The 17,371-nt window shown below is 62.2% G+C and carries 11 protein-coding genes; 3 read left to right on the top strand and 8 right to left on the bottom strand.

The genetic code is table 11. The features are described from left to right. The first annotated feature begins 10 nt into the window (after positions 1–10). Positions 11–1,303, top strand: coding sequence for a serine--tRNA ligase (serS, locus tag SM763_RS13635; protein WP_065270473.1), 1,293 nt, complete (start codon positions 11–13; stop codon positions 1,301–1,303). 119 nt (positions 1,304–1,422) lie between these two features. On the opposite strand, the gene SM763_RS13630 is transcribed toward serS, so the two are convergent. From SM763_RS13630 to SM763_RS13610, 5 genes are all read right to left on the bottom strand, one after another. Next, positions 1,423–2,061: a helix-hairpin-helix domain-containing protein gene (locus SM763_RS13630; RefSeq protein WP_368998859.1), complete on the bottom strand. Its 639-nt coding sequence runs from the start codon at positions 2,059–2,061 to the stop codon at positions 1,423–1,425. Between the two features lie 89 nt (positions 2,062–2,150). Next, complete coding sequence (locus tag SM763_RS13625; protein WP_274866424.1) at positions 2,151–3,104, bottom strand: fatty acid desaturase; 954 nt, start codon at positions 3,102–3,104, stop codon at positions 2,151–2,153. A gap of 244 nt (positions 3,105–3,348) precedes the next feature. Further along, complete coding sequence (gene der / locus SM763_RS13620; RefSeq protein WP_368998858.1) at positions 3,349–4,815, bottom strand: ribosome biogenesis GTPase Der; 1,467 nt, start codon at positions 4,813–4,815, stop codon at positions 3,349–3,351. A 74-nt stretch (positions 4,816–4,889) separates the two neighbouring features. Further along, a complete protein-coding gene (locus SM763_RS13615) occupies positions 4,890–6,212 on the bottom strand; it encodes a PQQ-like beta-propeller repeat protein (protein WP_490363283.1) in 1,323 nt (440 codons plus the stop codon). 53 nt (positions 6,213–6,265) lie between these two features. Beyond that, positions 6,266–6,937 carry a hypothetical protein gene (locus tag SM763_RS13610; RefSeq protein ID WP_368998856.1) on the bottom strand — a complete coding sequence of 224 codons (672 nt, stop codon included), beginning with the start codon at positions 6,935–6,937 and terminating at the stop codon, positions 6,266–6,268. 274 nt (positions 6,938–7,211) lie between these two features. Here SM763_RS13610 and SM763_RS13605 point away from each other — a divergent pair, with 274 nt between their 5' ends. Then, on the top strand, positions 7,212–8,462 hold the full coding sequence (locus tag SM763_RS13605) for an efflux RND transporter periplasmic adaptor subunit (protein ID WP_368998855.1): 1,251 nt from the start codon (positions 7,212–7,214) through the stop codon (positions 8,460–8,462). After that, positions 8,459–12,265 carry an efflux RND transporter permease subunit gene (locus tag SM763_RS13600; RefSeq protein ID WP_368998854.1) on the top strand — a complete coding sequence of 1,269 codons (3,807 nt, stop codon included), beginning with the start codon at positions 8,459–8,461 and terminating at the stop codon, positions 12,263–12,265. The genes SM763_RS13605 and SM763_RS13600 overlap by 4 nt, the downstream gene beginning before the upstream one ends. A 98-nt stretch (positions 12,266–12,363) precedes the next feature. On the opposite strand, the gene SM763_RS13595 is transcribed toward SM763_RS13600, so the two are convergent. The 3 genes from SM763_RS13595 to SM763_RS13585 form a co-directional block, all read right to left on the bottom strand. Continuing rightward, positions 12,364–13,446, bottom strand: coding sequence for an endonuclease/exonuclease/phosphatase family protein (locus SM763_RS13595; protein ID WP_368998853.1), 1,083 nt, complete (start codon positions 13,444–13,446; stop codon positions 12,364–12,366). 63 nt (positions 13,447–13,509) lie between these two features. Continuing rightward, positions 13,510–15,327: an ABCB family ABC transporter ATP-binding protein/permease gene (locus SM763_RS13590; protein ID WP_368998852.1), complete on the bottom strand. Its 1,818-nt coding sequence runs from the start codon at positions 15,325–15,327 to the stop codon at positions 13,510–13,512. Positions 15,328–15,471: 144 nt separating this feature from the next. After that, positions 15,472–17,325 carry a LysM peptidoglycan-binding domain-containing protein gene (locus SM763_RS13585; RefSeq protein ID WP_368998851.1) on the bottom strand — a complete coding sequence of 618 codons (1,854 nt, stop codon included), beginning with the start codon at positions 17,323–17,325 and terminating at the stop codon, positions 15,472–15,474. Positions 17,326–17,371 lie beyond the last annotated feature (46 nt).

Below are 17,371 nucleotides of genomic sequence, written 5' to 3'. Positions count from 1 at the left end.
GAGCCACCCCATGCACGACATCCGCGCGATCCGCGAAAATCCTGCCGCTTTTGACGCCGCTCTGGCGCGGCGTGGGGATGCGGCTGTGTCCTCTGAGGTGCTGGCCCTGGACGAGGCGCGCCGGGCCAAGATCCAGGCAGCCGAAGAAGCACAGGCCGCCCAGAACAAGGCCGCCAAGGCCATCGGCGCGGCCAAGGCCAAGGGCGACGAGGAAGAGTTCGAACGCCTGCGCAGCGAAGTTGCCGGCAAGAAGGCCGAGGTTGCCGCACTGCAGACCGAAGCCAAGGAGCTCGACGCCAAGCTGACCGACATGCTGGCCCGCCTGCCCAACAACCCCGCCGAGGATGTGCCGGATGGGGCTGACGAGGACGACAACGTCGAGGTCAACCGCTGGGGCACGCCCGCGGAGTTCGATTTCACCGCCAAGGAACATTTTGAGATCACCGGCGTCGCAACAGCCATGGACTTTGAGACCGCCGCCAAGGTCTCTGGCTCGCGCTTTGTCTTCCTGAAAGGCGCAGTGGCACGCATTCACCGGGCGCTGGCACAGTTCATGATCGACACCCACGTCGATGAGAATGGCCTGACCGAGGTGAACTCCCCTGTTCTGGTGCGCGACGAGGCAATGTATGGCACCGACAAGCTACCGAAATTCGGCGAGGACAGCTATCAGACCACCAATGGCTGGTGGCTGGTGCCGACCTCCGAGGTGCCGCTGACCTATTCCGTCGCAGAGGATGTGCTCGATGCCAGCGCGCTGCCGATCCGCATGACCTCGCATACCCTGTGCTTCCGCTCCGAAGCGGGCTCCGCGGGCCGCGACACCTCGGGCATGCTGCGCCAGCACCAATTCGAAAAGGTCGAAATGGTTTCGGTCACCCACCCTGACGAGTCCGACGCCGAGCAGAAACGCATGCTGCGCTGCGCCGAAGGGTTGCTGGAGAAGCTGGGCGTGCCCTATCGCACTGTGATTCTGTGCACCGGCGACATGGGCTTTGGCGCGCGCCGCACCTATGACATCGAAGCCTGGCTGCCCGGCCAGAATGCCTATCGCGAGATTTCCTCGGTCTCGACCACCGGCGATTTCCAGGCCCGCCGCATGAACGCGCGTTTCCGCCCCGAAGGCGGTGGCAAGCCCGAGTTCGTGCACACCCTGAACGGATCGGGGCTGGCCGTGGGCCGCTGCCTGATCGCGGTTCTGGAAAATGGCCAGCAGGCGGATGGATCGGTCAAACTGCCCGAGGCGCTGGCGCCCTATCTGGGCGGTAAGCTGACCCTGACGGCAGAGGGCGCACTGGCCTGAGCCCAGCTCCCCAGACCTGAAAACAAGAAAACCGGCCCCGAGAATGCGGGCCGGTTTTTCTTTGTCGTGCTACAGGCGCGTCGCAGGCGTTGGCTTCAACCCTTTGTCTTCTTGGATTTCTACGCCTTTGCCGTTTTGTCCTTGGCTGGTTTGGCCTTTTCGGCTTTTGCCTTGCCCGGTTTTTCCTTGCTGGGTTTCTCCTTGGTGGCCTTATCGCTGGCATCCAGTTTTCCGCCGCTCTTCTTGCGGGCCAGGATGGCTTCAGCCTTGGCCTTTTCCCGCTCGATCGCCTTACGCGCCTTGGCCTTCACGCGTTTGGCCTTTTCCTTGGCCTTCACGCGCGCTTCGGCCATTTCCAGCGCCAGCGCCTCGGCCTTCTTGGCGGCCTTGCGCGCCTTGATCTTGGCCTTGGCAGCTTTTTCCTCGGCCGCGAGCCGGGCCGCCTCGGCGGCGGCGAGCGCAGCGTTCAGCTGGGTTGCATCCTCAGGCGGGACCTCACGGGTCACCTTCGCCGGTCTTGCGGAGGGACGCCCCGTGCGCACCGGCGCCGCTGGACGCTGCTGTGCGGGCGCAGCCCCGGCCTGCGGTGCAACGGCGGCCTGCTTCAGGCGCGCGGCGCGCGCGGCCCCAATGCCGGGCACCTTGCTCAGATCTTTTTCGCTGATCGCTGCCAGCGCCTCGACCGACGTGATCCCCTGATCCTTCAGCGCCTTTTCCAGCGCGGGACCAACCCCTTTGAGATCCTTGAGAGCCGTCATTTCAATCTTCCTTTTCTTTTCCCGGCAGCTACACGGGCTGCCGGAATGGGCTGCCGTACCTGGCGTGCCCTTAGTATGCAATGCGCGTTTCAGGCCGGAAAGGGCACCAGGCGTTTTTGCTCTTCATCCCATAGTTTCAGAGACAAAGCGCGCAAAGCTTCACCAAATGAGATCCGCCGCAGCGCAAATTCAGGCGGCAGATTATAATGGCACTTGCGCAGGCGATAGCTGGGGATGCGGGCGTTGAAGTGATGGATGTCGTGAAGTGTGATATTGGCGACGGCAAAATCGAAGAACCAGCCAAAATCCAGGCAGGAGGACCCCTGCAACGCTGCCTCCTGCGGGTTCAGATCCGGGCGACGATCCCAGTAGGTGTCTTCAAAGTTATGCTGCAGATAGACCAGAAATACCCCGATCATGCCGCCAAGGAAGGAAAACGCCAGCCACACCCACAGACCCGTCGGGCCTGCCACGTAATAAAGCAGGGAAATCAGCGCAATGATCACCATATTATGCAGCAGCACCCCCAGAATGCCGAACTTGGTGGTGTTCTTGGGCCAGCGGTAGCGAATGAAATAGGTAAAGGCCGATCCCACCGGCACCAGCACCAAGGGGTTGCGGTAAAGCCGATAGGTCAGCCGCTCCCAGAACCCCGCCTCTTTCCATTCGCGAAGAGTCATCGTGTGTATTTCGCCGGTTTCCCGGTGTTCCAGATTGCCGATATTGGCATGGTGCAGGTTGTGGTTCTGCTTCATCACCTCGAACGGCGCAAAGGTGAAAGGCGACAGGACGTGGCCCGCGATTTCGTTTTGCCTGCGGGTTTCGAACAGCGAATGGTGCCCGGTATCATGCTGCAGCACATAAAGCCGCACCGCCGCAAAGGCAAAGATCACCCCTGCTGGAATCAGGATATACCACCGCTCGACATAGGCGATGGCCAAGTAGAGGGATAGAAAGTAGACCGCGAAGGTGCCGAAATAACTCAATGCCGCCAGGCGGTTATCTTTCTTAGTATATTCACGCGTGTAAGTTCTCAGGTCCATGAGACTTCCCTTAAATACGCTCTGTGACGCCGGTGTAAAATCTCCGGGCGCTTGACGTTTAAAAACTCCATTGGCTGGGAAGATCAGAAAATCGGCTGACGCCCTGCCAATGCCATTTAATGTTAATGGCTTGGCAACGGATTTCAACGTGTGAAAAGGACCGGCCCGCAGATGCGAACCGGTCCAGCAAAAATTTTGGTCTTTGGCCTAGGGCGCGCAAGCCCCTGGAAGGCAGCGCCTGGAATCAGTCCCTGCGCCCTTCCAGGTGTTTGCGCAGCTTTGACGGCGCGGCTTTCTTGCGGCCCTTGTAGGGGTTCTTGTCCGCCTGCCCGCGCATATAAAGCCGGATCGGCGTGCCGGGCATGTCGAAATCCTCGCGCAGACCATTCACCAGATAACGGGTATAGCTGGCCGGGATCTTGTCCGGATGGGAACACATCACCACGAACCCCGGCGGGCGCGTCTTAGCTTGGGTCATATAGCGCAGCTTGATCCGCTTACCCTGCGGCGCAGGCGGCGGGTGCTGCTCCAGCATGCCAGTCAGCCAGCGGTTCAGCGCTGCGGTGGGCACCCGGCGGTTCCAGACGTCATAAGCGCGCATAATGGCAGCGTGCAGCCGGTCCAGCCCCTTGCCGGTCTTGGCCGATACCGTGACGAGCGGCGCACCGCGCAGCTGCGGCAGCAACCGAGCAAAGGCCTCTTTCAGGTTTTTCAGCTTTTCCTGCTTGTTGTCCTCAATGTCCCATTTGTTGACCGCGACGACAACCGCACGCCCTTCCCGCTCGGCCAGATCGGCGATCCGCAAGTCCTGCTGCTCAAAGGGAATGTCCGCATCGAGAAGCACCACCACGACCTCGGCGAATTTCACCGCGCGCAGCCCGTCCGATACGGACAGTTTTTCCAGCTTTTCCTGAACCTTGGCTTTTTTGCGCATACCAGCGGTGTCAAAGACCCGCATCGGCGTGCCTGCCCAGTCGATCTTCAGCGAGATCGCATCGCGGGTAATCCCCGCCTCGGGGCCGGTCAGCAGGCGATCCTCACCAAGGATCTTGTTGATCAGGGTCGATTTGCCCGCGTTGGGACGGCCGACGACAGCCACCTGCAGCGGCTTGTCCATCGTTGGCTGCGGCACCGTGTATTCGGCGTCCTCGTCGTCCAGATCCTCGTCCACAGACACGTCCGTCAGCGGAGCATTGTCCTGCGCGGTTTTTTCAAAACGTTCCGAAATCGGCAGCAGCTGGGAATAGAGATCATTCAGACCCTCGCCATGTTCGCCGGACAGGCGGATCGGCTCACCGAGGCCTAGGCCATAGGCTTCCAAAACCCCGGCATCGGCTGCGGAGCCTTCGGATTTGTTTGCCGCCAGAATGACATGCGCGGATTTCTTGCGCAGGATATCGGCAAACATCTCGTCCACCGGGGTCACACCCGTGCGCGCATCAATCATGAACAAGCAGACATCCGCCATATCCACCGCCCGTTCGGTCAGGCGGCGCATGCGCCCTTCGAGCGAGTTGTCGGTGGCATCCTCAAGGCCGGCGGTGTCGATGACGGTAAACCGCAGATCGCCAAGGCGGGCCTCTCCCTCGCGCAGGTCACGGGTGACCCCCGGCTGGTCATCGACCAAGGCCAGTTTTTTGCCGACAAGGCGGTTGAACAGGGTGGACTTGCCCACATTCGGACGGCCCACGATAGCGAGGGTAAAAGACATCGGACCCAACTTTTTGCGATTCAGACGCGCCCCATAGCGCATCTGCTGTCTTACGGCCAGAGCCGATCGACGCTTTAACGGAAGGCGAGAAGCTCCCCTTTCGAGGAAACCACATAAAGGGTCTTGCCCGCAACAACCGGCGCGGTCGTTGCGCCGCCGGGGGCCTCGATGCTGCGCGTCAGGCTGCCGTCACGGGGATCGAACATGCGAATCTGACCATCGTTGGAGGTGATGATCACCTGACCACCTGCCAGAACCGGACCATAATGGGCCACCACTGCGCCGCGTTTAGAAGGCTTGTCCTTCAGATACCCCGGCAGGTCCACAGCCCAGATCACCTCGCCGCTGGAGGCATCCAGACGCAGGAGCTGGTTACGATCGCTAATCTGGAACAGGCTGCCTCCCGCAGGCCAGACCGGACCGACGGCCCCTTCCTGTGCCGTCCAGATGCGATCGCCATTGTTGGTGTCGATCGCCACGGTGCGGCCCGAATGGTTCCCCACGAAGGCACGGTTTCCGACCACCACCGGCGCACCGGTGACATCGCTGATCCGCGCCAGCGTGGTGCCGACGCGCTGCCCCGCCACCGAGGCGTTCCAGCGGCGCACACCGCCACGGCGGAAGCTGGCGACCAAATCGCCGGAACCAAAGGCAAAGATGACGTAATCCCCGGCAATCACTGGCGACGGGGCGCCTAGCACGTTCGAGGGGCTCGGAACGCCTTCGACCTGCCATGCGATGCGGCCATCAGAGGTGTTGACGGCCCAGCCGGTATCATCCCCGGCCACCAGATAAACCAGCCCGTCGCGCACCATCGGTTCGCCCGAACCGGTGGCTTCCAGTTTTTGACGCCAGATCTGTTTGCCGGTGCTGGCCTCCAGCGCGGTCAGAACGCCATAGCCAGAGGAGATGTAAAGAACACCCTTGTCATAGGCCATGCCGCCACCGGTTGCCTGACCTTCGCTTTCGCGGGCGGGAATCAGATCGCTTTGCCACAGAAGCTGACCGGAGGGAGAAACCGCGCTGACGCGGGCTGCGCTGTCCAGCGTGTAGATACGCCCATCAGCCACAACGGGGCGGGCCGTGATGCGCTGGCGGCGGCTGTCGCCCTCGCCAATGGAAACGGCCCACCGCAATTGCGGCGCCGTCGACAGCGCCGGGTGCGCGGTGCGCTGCGCCGGAAGCCCGTGCGTCTGCGCCCAGGAAGCGTTGACGGTCTGGCTGGGCAGGGAAATTGGCCGCGACTGGTTGACCACCTCGATATTGGCATCGGGACGGATGTCTTCGCGCTGCCCTTGCAGGATCACCTCTGGTTCGGCGCAGGCGGCCAGAACCAGAGCCATCGCGCTACCGCAAAAAAGCGCCCGCGCGCGAGAAATGGATTTAGCTGCCGTCATTGCCCTGCCCCGCAATTCGTTTCCCTCTCCGCGCACATTCCGCGCGGCGCCTTTTAACCTTCCGGCGCGTCTGCCGCGTCCGGTTTTCCACCAAGTGCTACAATCACTTGAGTTGCGCGGTCTTGCAAGTCCCGGCTGACAGTCGCATCCGCCGTAATCGCCTGCAGACGCGCAATTGCGGCCTCGGCCTCACCGGCTTCGATGTCCAGCAGTGCAAGTTGCTCGGACGCCAGCAGCGACAAAGGTGCACCGGGCTGTGCCAAGGCCTCGTATTGCAGGCGGCGCTCTTCAAGGCTCAGCGTCTCTGCCTGCAGGGCCAGCGCCTTGAAGCTGGCGATGTGACGGTAAACCAGCGGCAATTCGCCATCGGTGGCGACTTCACTGAGGACCGCAACGGCGGTCTCGGTATCGTCGGCTTCGGCCAGGGCGCCTGCGCGCATCATCTTGGCCACGGCAGCGCCGGTTTCAGAGCCAGCGGCCACCTGCGCCAGTGCCTCGGCGCGGTCTGCGGGTTCATCAGCTGCCAGCGCGGCAATTATGCCATCGCCAAGCGCCTGCGCTGCGGCGAGTTCCTGCGCCTTGGAATACTCGCGATAGGCGGCACCGCCCACGATGACCACCACGGCCAGACCACCGATCCAGCCATAGCGTTTCAGCATCAGGAACAGGCGGTCCCGGCGCACCTCTTCGGTCACCTCTTCGATAAAGCTGTCGGTATCGCTCATGAAAATGTCCCCGATATGCCCGGTCTGTGCCGGAAAATTGTCTCACGTGACGCCTCTCTTAACGCGCCTTCGGGTACAAGCCAAGAGCCGCAATATCCGGCAATCCGGGCGCAAGCCTGAAACAATGGGTAAAAATATGAAGTGAACTGCTTTGTTTAGTATGGACAATGCCTACATGCTTACTATGACTTTTTCCCGGGTGTCTGGCGGAACCCTCTTGGAGAGCCCAGCCAATGGTTGTGGCTTGCTCAGTGTTATTTGAGAAAGGCCCGGAATGCGTTTGATACCCCTTCTGACCGCGATTGCCGTCACCGCCGGACTGTATTTCCTGGTCCTGCAGCGGGAGGCTCTGTTTGCCTTCGCCCGGGGCGAGACTGCTGCCGAAGCAACAGAGACCGTTGAAAGCGAACCCTCTGCCGAAGGCGCGGCCAGTGTCACGGTCACTGCAGAAAAACGCGTCGGCGTCGTCGTCAAACGCAGCGAAGCGCGGCCGCTCGACAGCGCTGTGATCCTGCGCGGCCAGACACAGGCCGCACGTCAGGTCGAGGTCAAGGCCGAAACAACATCCACCGTGCTGTCAGAGCCGCTGCGCAAGGGCACGCAGGTCAAGGCGGGCGATCTGTTGTGCGAGCTGGATCCGGGCACCCGGCTGGCCGCGCACCAGGAGGCGCAGGCCCGTCTGCTCGAAGCGCGCGCCCGTACCCCCGAAGCCGAAGCCAAGCTGGAAGAAGCCAACGCCCGCCTGAAAGAAGCGACCATCAACCTGACGGCGGCTGAAAAACTGTCGCAGGAAGGCTATGCCTCGGAAACACGGCTGGCGGCGGCGCGGGCGGCCGAACGCACGGCGGTTGCCGGGATCGCGGCGGCGCAGGGTGGTCTGGAAACCTCGCGCGCAGGCATCGAATCCGCGCTGGCGCTGGTCGCCTCCACCAGCAAGGAAATCGACAGGTTGCGTATTACAGCGCCTTTTGACGGCCTCCTGGAAAGCGACACCGCAGAAATCGGCAGCCTGATGCAGCCGGGCAGCCTTTGTGCAACCGTCATCCAGCTGGACACCATCAAGGTGGTGGGCTTTGTGCCGGAAACCGAAGTCAACCGGGTGCATCTTGGCGCACTGGCCGGGGCCGAACTGGCCAATGGCGCGCAGGTTCAGGGCGAGGTTACATTCGTCAGCCGTTCGGCTGATCCGACCACACGTACCTTTGAGGTCGAAATCACCGTCGACAATCCCGACCTGAAGATCCGCGACGGGCAGACCGCCGATATCGTGATCTCCGCAGAGGGCACCAAGGCGCATCTTCTGCCGCAATCGGCGCTGACCCTTAACAACGATGGGCGGCTCGGCGTGCGGATCGTGCGCGAGGATCAAACTGCCGGTTTCGTTCTGGTATCCCTTCTGCGCGACACGGCCGATGGCGTCTGGGTCAGCGGCCTGCCGGAAAAGGCTGACGTGATCGTCGTCGGTCAGGACTTCGTCACCGAAGGGGTGCCCGTTGCGCCCACCTATCAGGAGGCGATGCAATGACCGGCATAGTCTCCTGGGCCGCAGACCGGGCCCGTATGGTTCTGGCCTTCATCGTGATCTCGCTCCTGGTGGGCGGGTTTGCCTATGTCAGCCTTCCAAAAGAAGGCGAGCCGGACATCGACATTCCGATGCTGCACGTCTCGGTGCAGTTTCCCGGCATTTCCGCCGAAGACAGCGAAAGCCTGCTGGTCAAGCCGATGGAATCGGAGCTTGTCGATCTGGACGGCCTGAAGGAAATGACCTCCACCGCGGCGGAGAATTACGCCGGTGTCCTGCTGGAGTTCGACTTTGGCTGGGACAAGAGCGCCACAATCGCCGATGTGCGCGATGCGATGAACACAGCGCAGGCGGATTTCCCGTCGGCGGCTGAGCAATACGTCATCAAGGAAATCAACTTTTCCGAATTCCCCATCGTCATCGTCAACCTGACCGGCGATGTGCCGGAACGGACCATGGCGCGCATCGCCAAGGATCTGCAGGACGATCTGGAATCGCTGGATGCGGTGCTGGAGGCCCCCATCGCGGGCAACCGCGATGAGATGGTCGAGGTGGTGATCGACCCGCTGCGGCTGGAATCCTACAACGTGACCGCGCTTGAACTGATCAACGTGGTGCAGAACAACAACCAGTTGATCGCGGCGGGTGAAGTTGAAACCGCGCAAGGCACCTTCTCGATCAAGATCCCGTCGTCCTTTGACGATGTGCGCGACATCTATGCCCTGCCGATCAAGACCAACGGCGACCGGGTGGTGAAGCTGGGGGAACTGGCGCAGATCAACTATACATTCGAAGATCGCGAAGGCACCGCACGGTTTGATGGTGAAGACACCGTTGCCCTGCAAGTGGTCAAACGCAAGGGGTTCAACCTGATCGACACCGTGGATCTGGTGAAGGAAACCATTGCCAAATCCGAGGAGAAGTGGCCCGCAGAGCTGCGCGCGGCGATCTCTCTTGGCACCTCCAACGATCAGAGCCGCGTGGTCGGTTCCATGGTCAGCCAGCTCGAAGGCTCGGTTCTGACCGCGATTGCGCTGGTGATGATCGTGGTTCTGTCCTCGCTGGGTAGCCGAGCGGCGCTGCTGGTGGGCTTTGCCATTCCGACCTCTTTCCTTCTGTGCTTTGCCCTGCTGGCGCTGATGGGGATCTCTGTCTCCAACATCGTGATGTTCGGTCTGATCCTTGCCGTGGGCATGCTGGTCGATGGCGCCATCGTGGTGGTGGAATACGCCGACAAACGCATCAGCGAAGGCACGGGCCCGATGCACGCCTATGTGGAGGCGGCGCAGCGCATGTTCTGGCCAGTTGTCTCCTCGACCGCGACAACGCTCTGTGCCTTCTTGCCAATGCTGTTCTGGCCCGGTGTGCCGGGTGAGTTCATGGGCATGCTGCCGGTGACGCTGATCTTCGTGCTCTCCGCATCGCTGGTGGTGGCGCTGGTCTACCTGCCGGTCATGGGCGGCGTCTCCGGTCGTATTAGCCGGGTGTTCGAAGGCACCTCGCAAGGCCTGCGCGCTGTGCTGCCATGGTGGGCACGGGCGCTGCTGGTGCCGCCGCCGATCTGGGGCATGTTCGCCGGTCTGATGCAGATGCTGAATCCGGGCTACCTACTGCCCGACGCCGCTGCTGCCGCCATGCCCGGTGCCATCCCGCCGCTCTTTGGCGCGCTGGTCTTTGTGCTGTCGGCATTTGCCGCCTCCACCGCGCTGGGTGCAGCCCGGATCGAGCGCAAACCAAAGGTGGTCTCTGCAGGCTACCGCCATACGCCGTTTGGCTATTTCATCAAGTTCATCGCGGGCAATCCAATCATGCCTCTGGTCACGATTGCAGCGGTTGCCTTCAGCATCATGACGGTGTTCCAGATGTTCAGCGAGAACAACTATGGCGTCGAGTTCTTCGTGGAATCCGAACCGGAGCAAGCCACGGCATTTGTGAGGGCACGTGGCAATATCTCGCTGCATGAAAAGGACGAAATGGTGCGCCAGGCCGAAGAGGTGATCAAAGCGCATCCGGCGGTGATCAACGTCTTCTCTTTTGCGGGTGAAGGTGGTCTTGATACCGGTGGCCCCGGCGGCGGGCAATCGCCGCAGGATACCGTTGGTCAGGTCCAGTTCGAAATCATCCCCTGGGAAGATCGCCCGACGCAAACGGAAACATGGTTCTTCGATCTGCTGACCCGCGAGGTGACCGCTTCGGCCTATGACGGACATACAGTGATCGACGAACTGAACGCCGAGCTGGAAAAACTGCCGGGCTTTGTCGCCGAGCTGAAGGCGCTGGAACAGGGCCCCGGGTCGGGCAAACCCATCCATCTGCGGATCAAGGGCGACGGCTGGGAGGATCTGACATCCGCCACCGAAACCGCGCGCGCCTATTTCGACGAAATGCCGGGGCTGACGCTGGTTGAGGACACCCTGCCCCTGCCCGGTATCGACTGGCAGATCGACGTGGATGTGGAAAAGGCGGGCCGCTATGGCGCCGATGTGGCCACGGTGGGCGCCATGGTGCAGCTGGTGACACGTGGTATCCTGCTCGACACCATGCGGGTGGACAGCTCGGATGAGGAAATCGAGATCCGCGTGCGCCTGCCCGATGAAGACCGGGTGCTGTCGACGCTGGACAACCTCAAGGTCCGCACCACCGATGGCCTGGTTCCACTCAGCAACTTCATCACCCGCCAGCCGGTTCCGAAACTGGCCCAGATCAGCCGCGTGCAGCAGCAGCGGTATTATGATGTGAAGGCGGATGTGGAGCCGGGTCTCAGCAAAGTCGTCACAGCCGATCCCGAGACTGGCGCGGACAGGGTCCTGGGCCTGCTAAAAGCGGTCCCCGACACCGTGACGGCGGCCGAGGGGCAAATCACCGCTGCCAATGGCAACCGCTATACGATTTTCGCCCTTGATCAGGCCGATACGGCTGAAGAGCTCGGCACCGCCGTCGCAGAGGACGCCCGAATCCTGCCGGTCAACGCCAATGAACGGCTGGCCGCCATCACCACATGGCTGGACACCGATCCGTTCCCCAAATCAATCACATGGGAATGGACCGGCGATCAGGAGGAGCAAGAGGAAAGCGGCGCCTTCTTGTCTAAGGCCTTTGCCGGGGCGCTGGGGCTGATGTTCGTGATCCTTCTGGCCCAGTTCAACAGCTTCTACAATTCGGCGCTGGTGCTGCTGGCGGTGGTGCTCTCCACCACCGGGGTACTGATCGGCATGATGGTCATGCAGCAGCCGTTCTCGATCATCATGACGGGCACGGGTATCGTGGCGCTGGCGGGGATCGTGGTGAACAACAACATTGTTCTGATCGACACTTATCAGGAGTTCAGCCGGCACATGCCCCGGATCGAGGCGATCATCCGCACCGCCGAGGCACGCATCCGTCCCGTGCTGCTGACCACCGTCACTACCATGGCCGGTCTGGCACCGATGATGTTCGGCATCAGCCTGGACTTCATCGACGGTGGCTACTCCATCAACAGCCCCACCGCGCTGTGGTGGAAGCAGCTGGCGACCGCCGTGGTCTTTGGCCTTGGCATTGCGACCGTGCTGACGCTGGTGGTGACGCCATCGCTGTTGTCGATCCGGGTGTGGCTGTCGACCTACCTGTCGTGGATGGGTCGCCTGATGGCGCGCATCACCGGTGGCCGGTCCAGCCGGATCGCGCAGGACATGCGTCTGGCCAAAAAGGCGCGCAAACTGCCCACGACCGAGCTGCTCTGGGAAGAGATCGACAGGAGCCCGGCAGACGACAGCGAGCCCGACGCAGGACCGGGCACAGGCCCCGCTCTGCGCGCGGCAGAGTAAACGTAGCGTCTGCGCAGACAACCAGATGAAAAAAGGCCTCGCAGATGCGGGGCCTTTCTTTTCTCTGCGCAGCATTGCGCCTCTGGCGCCCGCACGGCTTACAGCAAGGCGGTTTCATCCGCGGATACGTTTTCAATCTTCTTCTGCGCCAGCTCTTCATCGCCTGGGCCGGGCGCGGGTTCCGGGTGCAGCTGACGCGCCCGCGGCGTGTGCTGCAGAACCACCTGAATGGGAAAGTGATCCGAGCCGATATTGCGGTGCCGTTTCATCGAAACCAGCGTGAAATCGCCCGAGCAGAAGACGTGATCCAGCGGCCAGCGCAGCAGCGGGTAGCCTGCGTGAAAAGTGCTGAAGATCCCCCGCCCAATGCGCGGATCCAAAAGACCACTCAACTTTTGGAACAGCCGGGTCGATGCCGACCAGGCAACATCGTTGAGATCCCCCATGACCACCACCGGGCCCGCGCTGGCGTCAATGGTCTTGGCCACCAGCAACAGCTCTCCATCCCGCTCGGCAGAGGTCGGGTTCTCCGTCGGGCTGGGCGGCGCCGGGTGCAGGCAATGCAAGGCAACCCGCTGTCCCGAGGCAAGAACCACGGAGCCATGCATCGAGGGCACGCCCTCCTCCACCAAAAAGTGGACCTGCGGGTCGATCAACTCGAGCCGGGAATAAAGATGCATCCCGTAAAGGTTATCGAGCGGCTGCTTGACCCGGTAAGGATAACCCGCCTCGATCTGCTCCAGTTGTTCTTCCCACCACGCGTCCGTCTCCACTGTCAGGACCAGATCCGGCTTGGTCTCACGGATCAGGTCCAGCAGCGGCTGCGCGTTGCGGTTGGTCATCAGGACGTTGGCCACCAGAAGGTTCAACTGATCGTCAGGGCGCATCTGCCGCGCCGACTGGATCTGATAGGGAAAAAGCCGCGTATAGCGGATGATCCGCACGCACTGCAGCGCCGAGCAAAGCAACAACAGAACGATCAGCGCTTTATCGCCCTGCCCCTGCCAGCCGTAGACCCAGACATAGGCCAGCAAGGCAGCAACGGTGACCGTGGTGATCTGCAAGGCCGGGAATTCAAAGCCCCGCACCCACCAGCCTTCGTGCCGCAGCAGCGGCAGCAGGGTCAAAAGCGGCACTGCGCAGATGAACAGAAAAAGAGCCCAGTCCAGTATCACGTTCATCTTACACTCTTTATCCCGCTTACCCTACCGCGCGCCTTTGGAACGCCACCCGCGCTGACAGGCTCAGGCGACATCCTGATCCGCTTGCTGGCGCTGCCACAGATGGGCATAACGGCCACCGCGCGCAAGTAGATCCTCGTGAGAGCCTGCTTCCGCGATCTCTCCCTGCTCCAGCACCACGATCTGATCCGCCTCGGCGACGGTGGACAGGCGGTGCGCGATGGTGATCACCGTGCGCCCCTGCCCGGCCCGCGCCAGCGCTTCCTTGATCTCGCGCTCGGTATCGGTATCCAGCGCCGAAGTTGCCTCGTCCAGCAGCAGGATCGGCGGGTCCTTCAGTAGGGTACGGGCAATGCCGACGCGCTGTTTTTCACCGCCCGACAGCTTGAGCCCGCGTTCGCCCACCTGAGTGTCATAGCCCTGCGGAAGACCGGCGATGAAATCATGGATCTGCGCCGCCCGAGCGGCGTCTTCGATCTCTTGCTGGGTGGCGCCATCGCGGCCATAGGCGATGTTGTAGCGGATGGTGTCGTTGAACAGCACCGTGTCCTGCGGCACAACGCCAATTGCGGCATGCAGGCTTTTCTGGCTGACGTTGCGCACATCCTGCCCGTCGATCGTTAGGGCGCCGCCGGTGACATCGTAAAACCGGAACAACAGCCGCCCGATGGTGGATTTGCCGGACCCGGTGGAGCCGACGATGGCCACCGTCTCACCCGGTTTGGCCTCCATGGTGATGCCCTTCAGGATCTCGCGCTCCGGGTCATAACCGAAATGCAGGTCCTCCAACCGGATATGCCCCCTGCTGACCTTCAGTTCCGCGGCATTCGGACGGTCCGTGACATCTGGCGGCTGTTCCAGCAGGTCGAACATTTCGCCCATATCGACGAGGCTCTGGCGGATTTCCCGATAGACCGAGCCGAGGAAGTTCAGGGGCACTGTGATCTGGACCATATAGGCGTTCACCATCACGAAATCACCAACGCTGAGGCTGCCGTCCTGCACGCCGATGGCCGCCATCACCATTACCGTTATCAAACCGCCGGTGATGATCACGCTCTGGCCAAAGTTCAGGAAGGCCAGCGAATAGGCAGTCTTCAGCGCCGCCTGCGCATAGGCACGCATGGCCCCGTCATAGCGGGCCGCCTCGCGCTCTTCAGCGCCAAAATATTTGACCGTTTCGAAATTCAGCAGGCTGTCGACCGCCTTTTGGTTGGCGTCAGTGTCCTGCTTGTTCATCTCGCGGCGCAGTTTCACCCGCCATTCGGTGATCGCCAGCGTGAACCAGACATAAAGCGCAATGGTGACCCCAACTGCCAGCAGATAGCGCGCGTCGAACAGCACCGTCAGAATGATGGCCACCAGCACCAGTTCCAGCACCAGCGGACCTATGGAGAACAAGAGGAACCGCAGCAGGAATTCGACGCCCTTGACCCCGCGTTCGATGATCCGGGACAATCCGCCGGTCTTGCGCGTGATATGATAGCGCATCGACAGTCGGTGAATGTGCTGAAATGTCTCCAGCGCCAGACCGCGTAGCGCCCGCTGGGTGACAGGCGCAAACACCGCATCCCGCAGCTGTTGGAATCCGTTCGTCAGCACCCGCGCCACACCATAGGCGACGGTCAGCCCCACCGCGCCGAGCGCCAGCGGCGGCACGCCTTCACCCGCCAACGCATCCACTGCGCCCTTGTACAGAACCGGCGTATAAACGGCGATTAGCTTGGCCAGGATCAACACCACCATGGCCAGAACGACCCGGTATTTCACGCTCTTCTGGTCTGCGGGCCAAAGGTAAGGAACCACCTTGCGCAGGGTGCGCAGGCTTGAGCGGCGTTCCTCGGCCGAGATGGAATCGATGGTAGTGGGGGATCGTCTCATGGCGTTCCTACGGCTGGGCCTTCCGGCGGGTTGGCGATGTCTGATGCGTATCGCCGACTACATATCCCTAGCACGAAGCTGGGAAAGGATACGCCGCGCCCCCTGTGGCTGGGGACACGGCGCGTTTCTGGTACACCGAACAGATCAGTCCGGCAGGTTGAACACCTGCCCGGGATAGATCAGGTCGGGATCGCGGATCGCATCCTGGTTGGCCTGGAACACCCGGACATAAAGGAACCCGCTGCCATAGCGTTCCTGCGAGATCGCCCAAAGGGTATCGCCCTTTTGCACCGTGATGGCTCGTACCAGCGGAACCGGCTGATCCGGCGCCTGTCCCGGCTGCTGCGTCTGCGGTTGCAGCACCTCGGGCGCCTCGCGTTTGAAGGGGGTTTCAAGACGACTCAGGACTTCTTCGCCGCTAGCGGAAATTTCATCCAGACGCAGAGTGTAGATGCCCGGTTCCACGGCAGCCAGCGCGCCGCCCCAGCGGCCATCCTCGGCCACGAGGAATTCGGTCTTGAGCGCATTGTCCACGTAGACCCGCACCAAGGCACCCGCGCGGCCACGCCCGGCCAGGAGCACCTCGCCGCTGTCGGAATAGCTGATGGTATCAAGCGCGACCTTACCATTCAGAACCGGCGTGGCTGGCTGCACCAGCTCTACACCATCTGCACCGGCCCTCAGCACGGCAACCGCCGTTGGCTCCGGCTTCGGCGCAGGAACGGTTTCCGCGCTGGCGAGTGTTTCCTCGGCCACCGGCTCGCCTTGGGGCGGTGTGGTATTGTCGGGGCCAGCAGTGCCGGTCTCGCCCTCCGCGGTTGCCACCTCGACCTGTGCGGCCTCAGCCTCCACCGGTTGCTCCGGTGCCGCCGTTTCCGCCTCGACCTGCGGCGTGGTGGTTTCGGCTACGACGGGCTGTACTTCTCCCTCGGCTGCGACCGGAGCGGGCGCTCCGCCCTGCTCAGTTGGTTGTTCCTGTGAAGTGGCCTCAGATGTTTCAGCCTGCGCAACCTCCACTGCCTCTTCGCTCTGCGGGGCTGCGGTGTCCTTGGATACAGCCGCAGGCTCGGCCTCGGGCTTCGCGGCATCCTCGGCATCCGCCACCTTCGGCTCTGGCGCCGCTGAGATCGGTGCCAAAATGAACTGATCCTCAGAGGGTTGTTTCTGATCCTCGAACCGCGCCAGAAGCGAAATCACCCGCGGCTGGTCGCTGGGCAGGATGCTGGAGAAAATCACGAAATCGCCGCTGCCCTGAACCTCGGTCTGTTCCAGAACCGTACCATCCAGCAGCACCTCGACCGCGGCTCCGGCCTGAGCACGACCTGCAATCACAAGGGCACCGTCGGGGTCGACCCGCACCAGATCCAGCATTGGCGCTTCCAACAGCGGCGCCGCCTCTTCCACAGGCGCCTCTGCGGTGGTGGCGGGATCTTCAGAAACCGCTGTCTCCTCGGTCGCGGTATCAGCAACATCCGCCTTTGGCGTATCTGCAACGGTGTCGCTGTCATCCGCCGCGGGAACCTCTGCCTCAGGTGCCTGGGCTACCGCCGTTTCGCTCTCAACTGTCTCTGTTGGCTCGGCGGTTTCGACAACGGCCGCGGTCTCTGCCGATGCCTCGGGCGCCTCAGTCGGCGCGACCGTCTCGACTTCGGCCTCTGCCGTCTCCTCAACTGCCGCAGGGGCCGCATCCTCTGCGGCTGTCTTCTGCGGCGCATCGGTCGCAGGTTCAGGCGCGCTTTCCGGAGCGGTCGCAGTTTCAGGTTCAGCCGCGGAGTTGGCGGTCTCAACCGTGGTGGTCACGCCAACCGGCTCTTTGGCCGCCGGAGACACCGTCACCTCGGGCTGCGCCACCGTGCGCGATGCGGCCTCTTCAGGCCCCTCGCCCCGGTCAAACACCCCCAGCTGCATCAGCACGACGCCGCCCACGATCACGACGACAGAAGCAATACCTCCCATCGCCAGGGGGCTGAGCCCCCCACTTCCAGATGTTTGCGCCATCTTGTTCCTTCCTTGTGCGAGATGTTTTCCCTCGCTTGGTTGAGCC

Origin of the sequence: Pseudophaeobacter sp. C1-32P7 (assembly GCF_041008775.1) — a bacterium.
In the GTDB taxonomy this organism is placed as follows: Bacteria; Pseudomonadota; Alphaproteobacteria; order Rhodobacterales; family Rhodobacteraceae; genus Phycobacter; species Phycobacter gallaeciensis_A.
This window is presented reverse-complemented; position numbering and strand designations above follow the sequence as displayed.

Coding starts and splice junctions, on each gene's coding strand:
- serS (WP_065270473.1), top strand. CDS start 11: ATGCACGACATCCGCGCGATCCGCGAAAATCCTGCCGCTTTTGACGCC.
- der (WP_368998858.1), bottom strand. CDS start 4,815: ATGTCTTTTACCCTCGCTATCGTGGGCCGTCCGAATGTGGGCAAGTCC.
- SM763_RS13610 (WP_368998856.1), bottom strand. CDS start 6,937: ATGAGCGATACCGACAGCTTTATCGAAGAGGTGACCGAAGAGGTGCGC.
- SM763_RS13630 (WP_368998859.1), bottom strand. CDS start 2,061: ATGACGGCTCTCAAGGATCTCAAAGGGGTTGGTCCCGCGCTGGAAAAG.
- SM763_RS13600 (WP_368998854.1), top strand. CDS start 8,459: ATGACCGGCATAGTCTCCTGGGCCGCAGACCGGGCCCGTATGGTTCTG.
- SM763_RS13605 (WP_368998855.1), top strand. CDS start 7,212: ATGCGTTTGATACCCCTTCTGACCGCGATTGCCGTCACCGCCGGACTG.
- SM763_RS13585 (WP_368998851.1), bottom strand. CDS start 17,325: ATGGCGCAAACATCTGGAAGTGGGGGGCTCAGCCCCCTGGCGATGGGA.
- SM763_RS13590 (WP_368998852.1), bottom strand. CDS start 15,327: ATGAGACGATCCCCCACTACCATCGATTCCATCTCGGCCGAGGAACGC.
- SM763_RS13615 (WP_490363283.1), bottom strand. CDS start 6,212: ATGACGGCAGCTAAATCCATTTCTCGCGCGCGGGCGCTTTTTTGCGGT.
- SM763_RS13595 (WP_368998853.1), bottom strand. CDS start 13,446: ATGAACGTGATACTGGACTGGGCTCTTTTTCTGTTCATCTGCGCAGTG.
- SM763_RS13625 (WP_274866424.1), bottom strand. CDS start 3,104: ATGGACCTGAGAACTTACACGCGTGAATATACTAAGAAAGATAACCGC.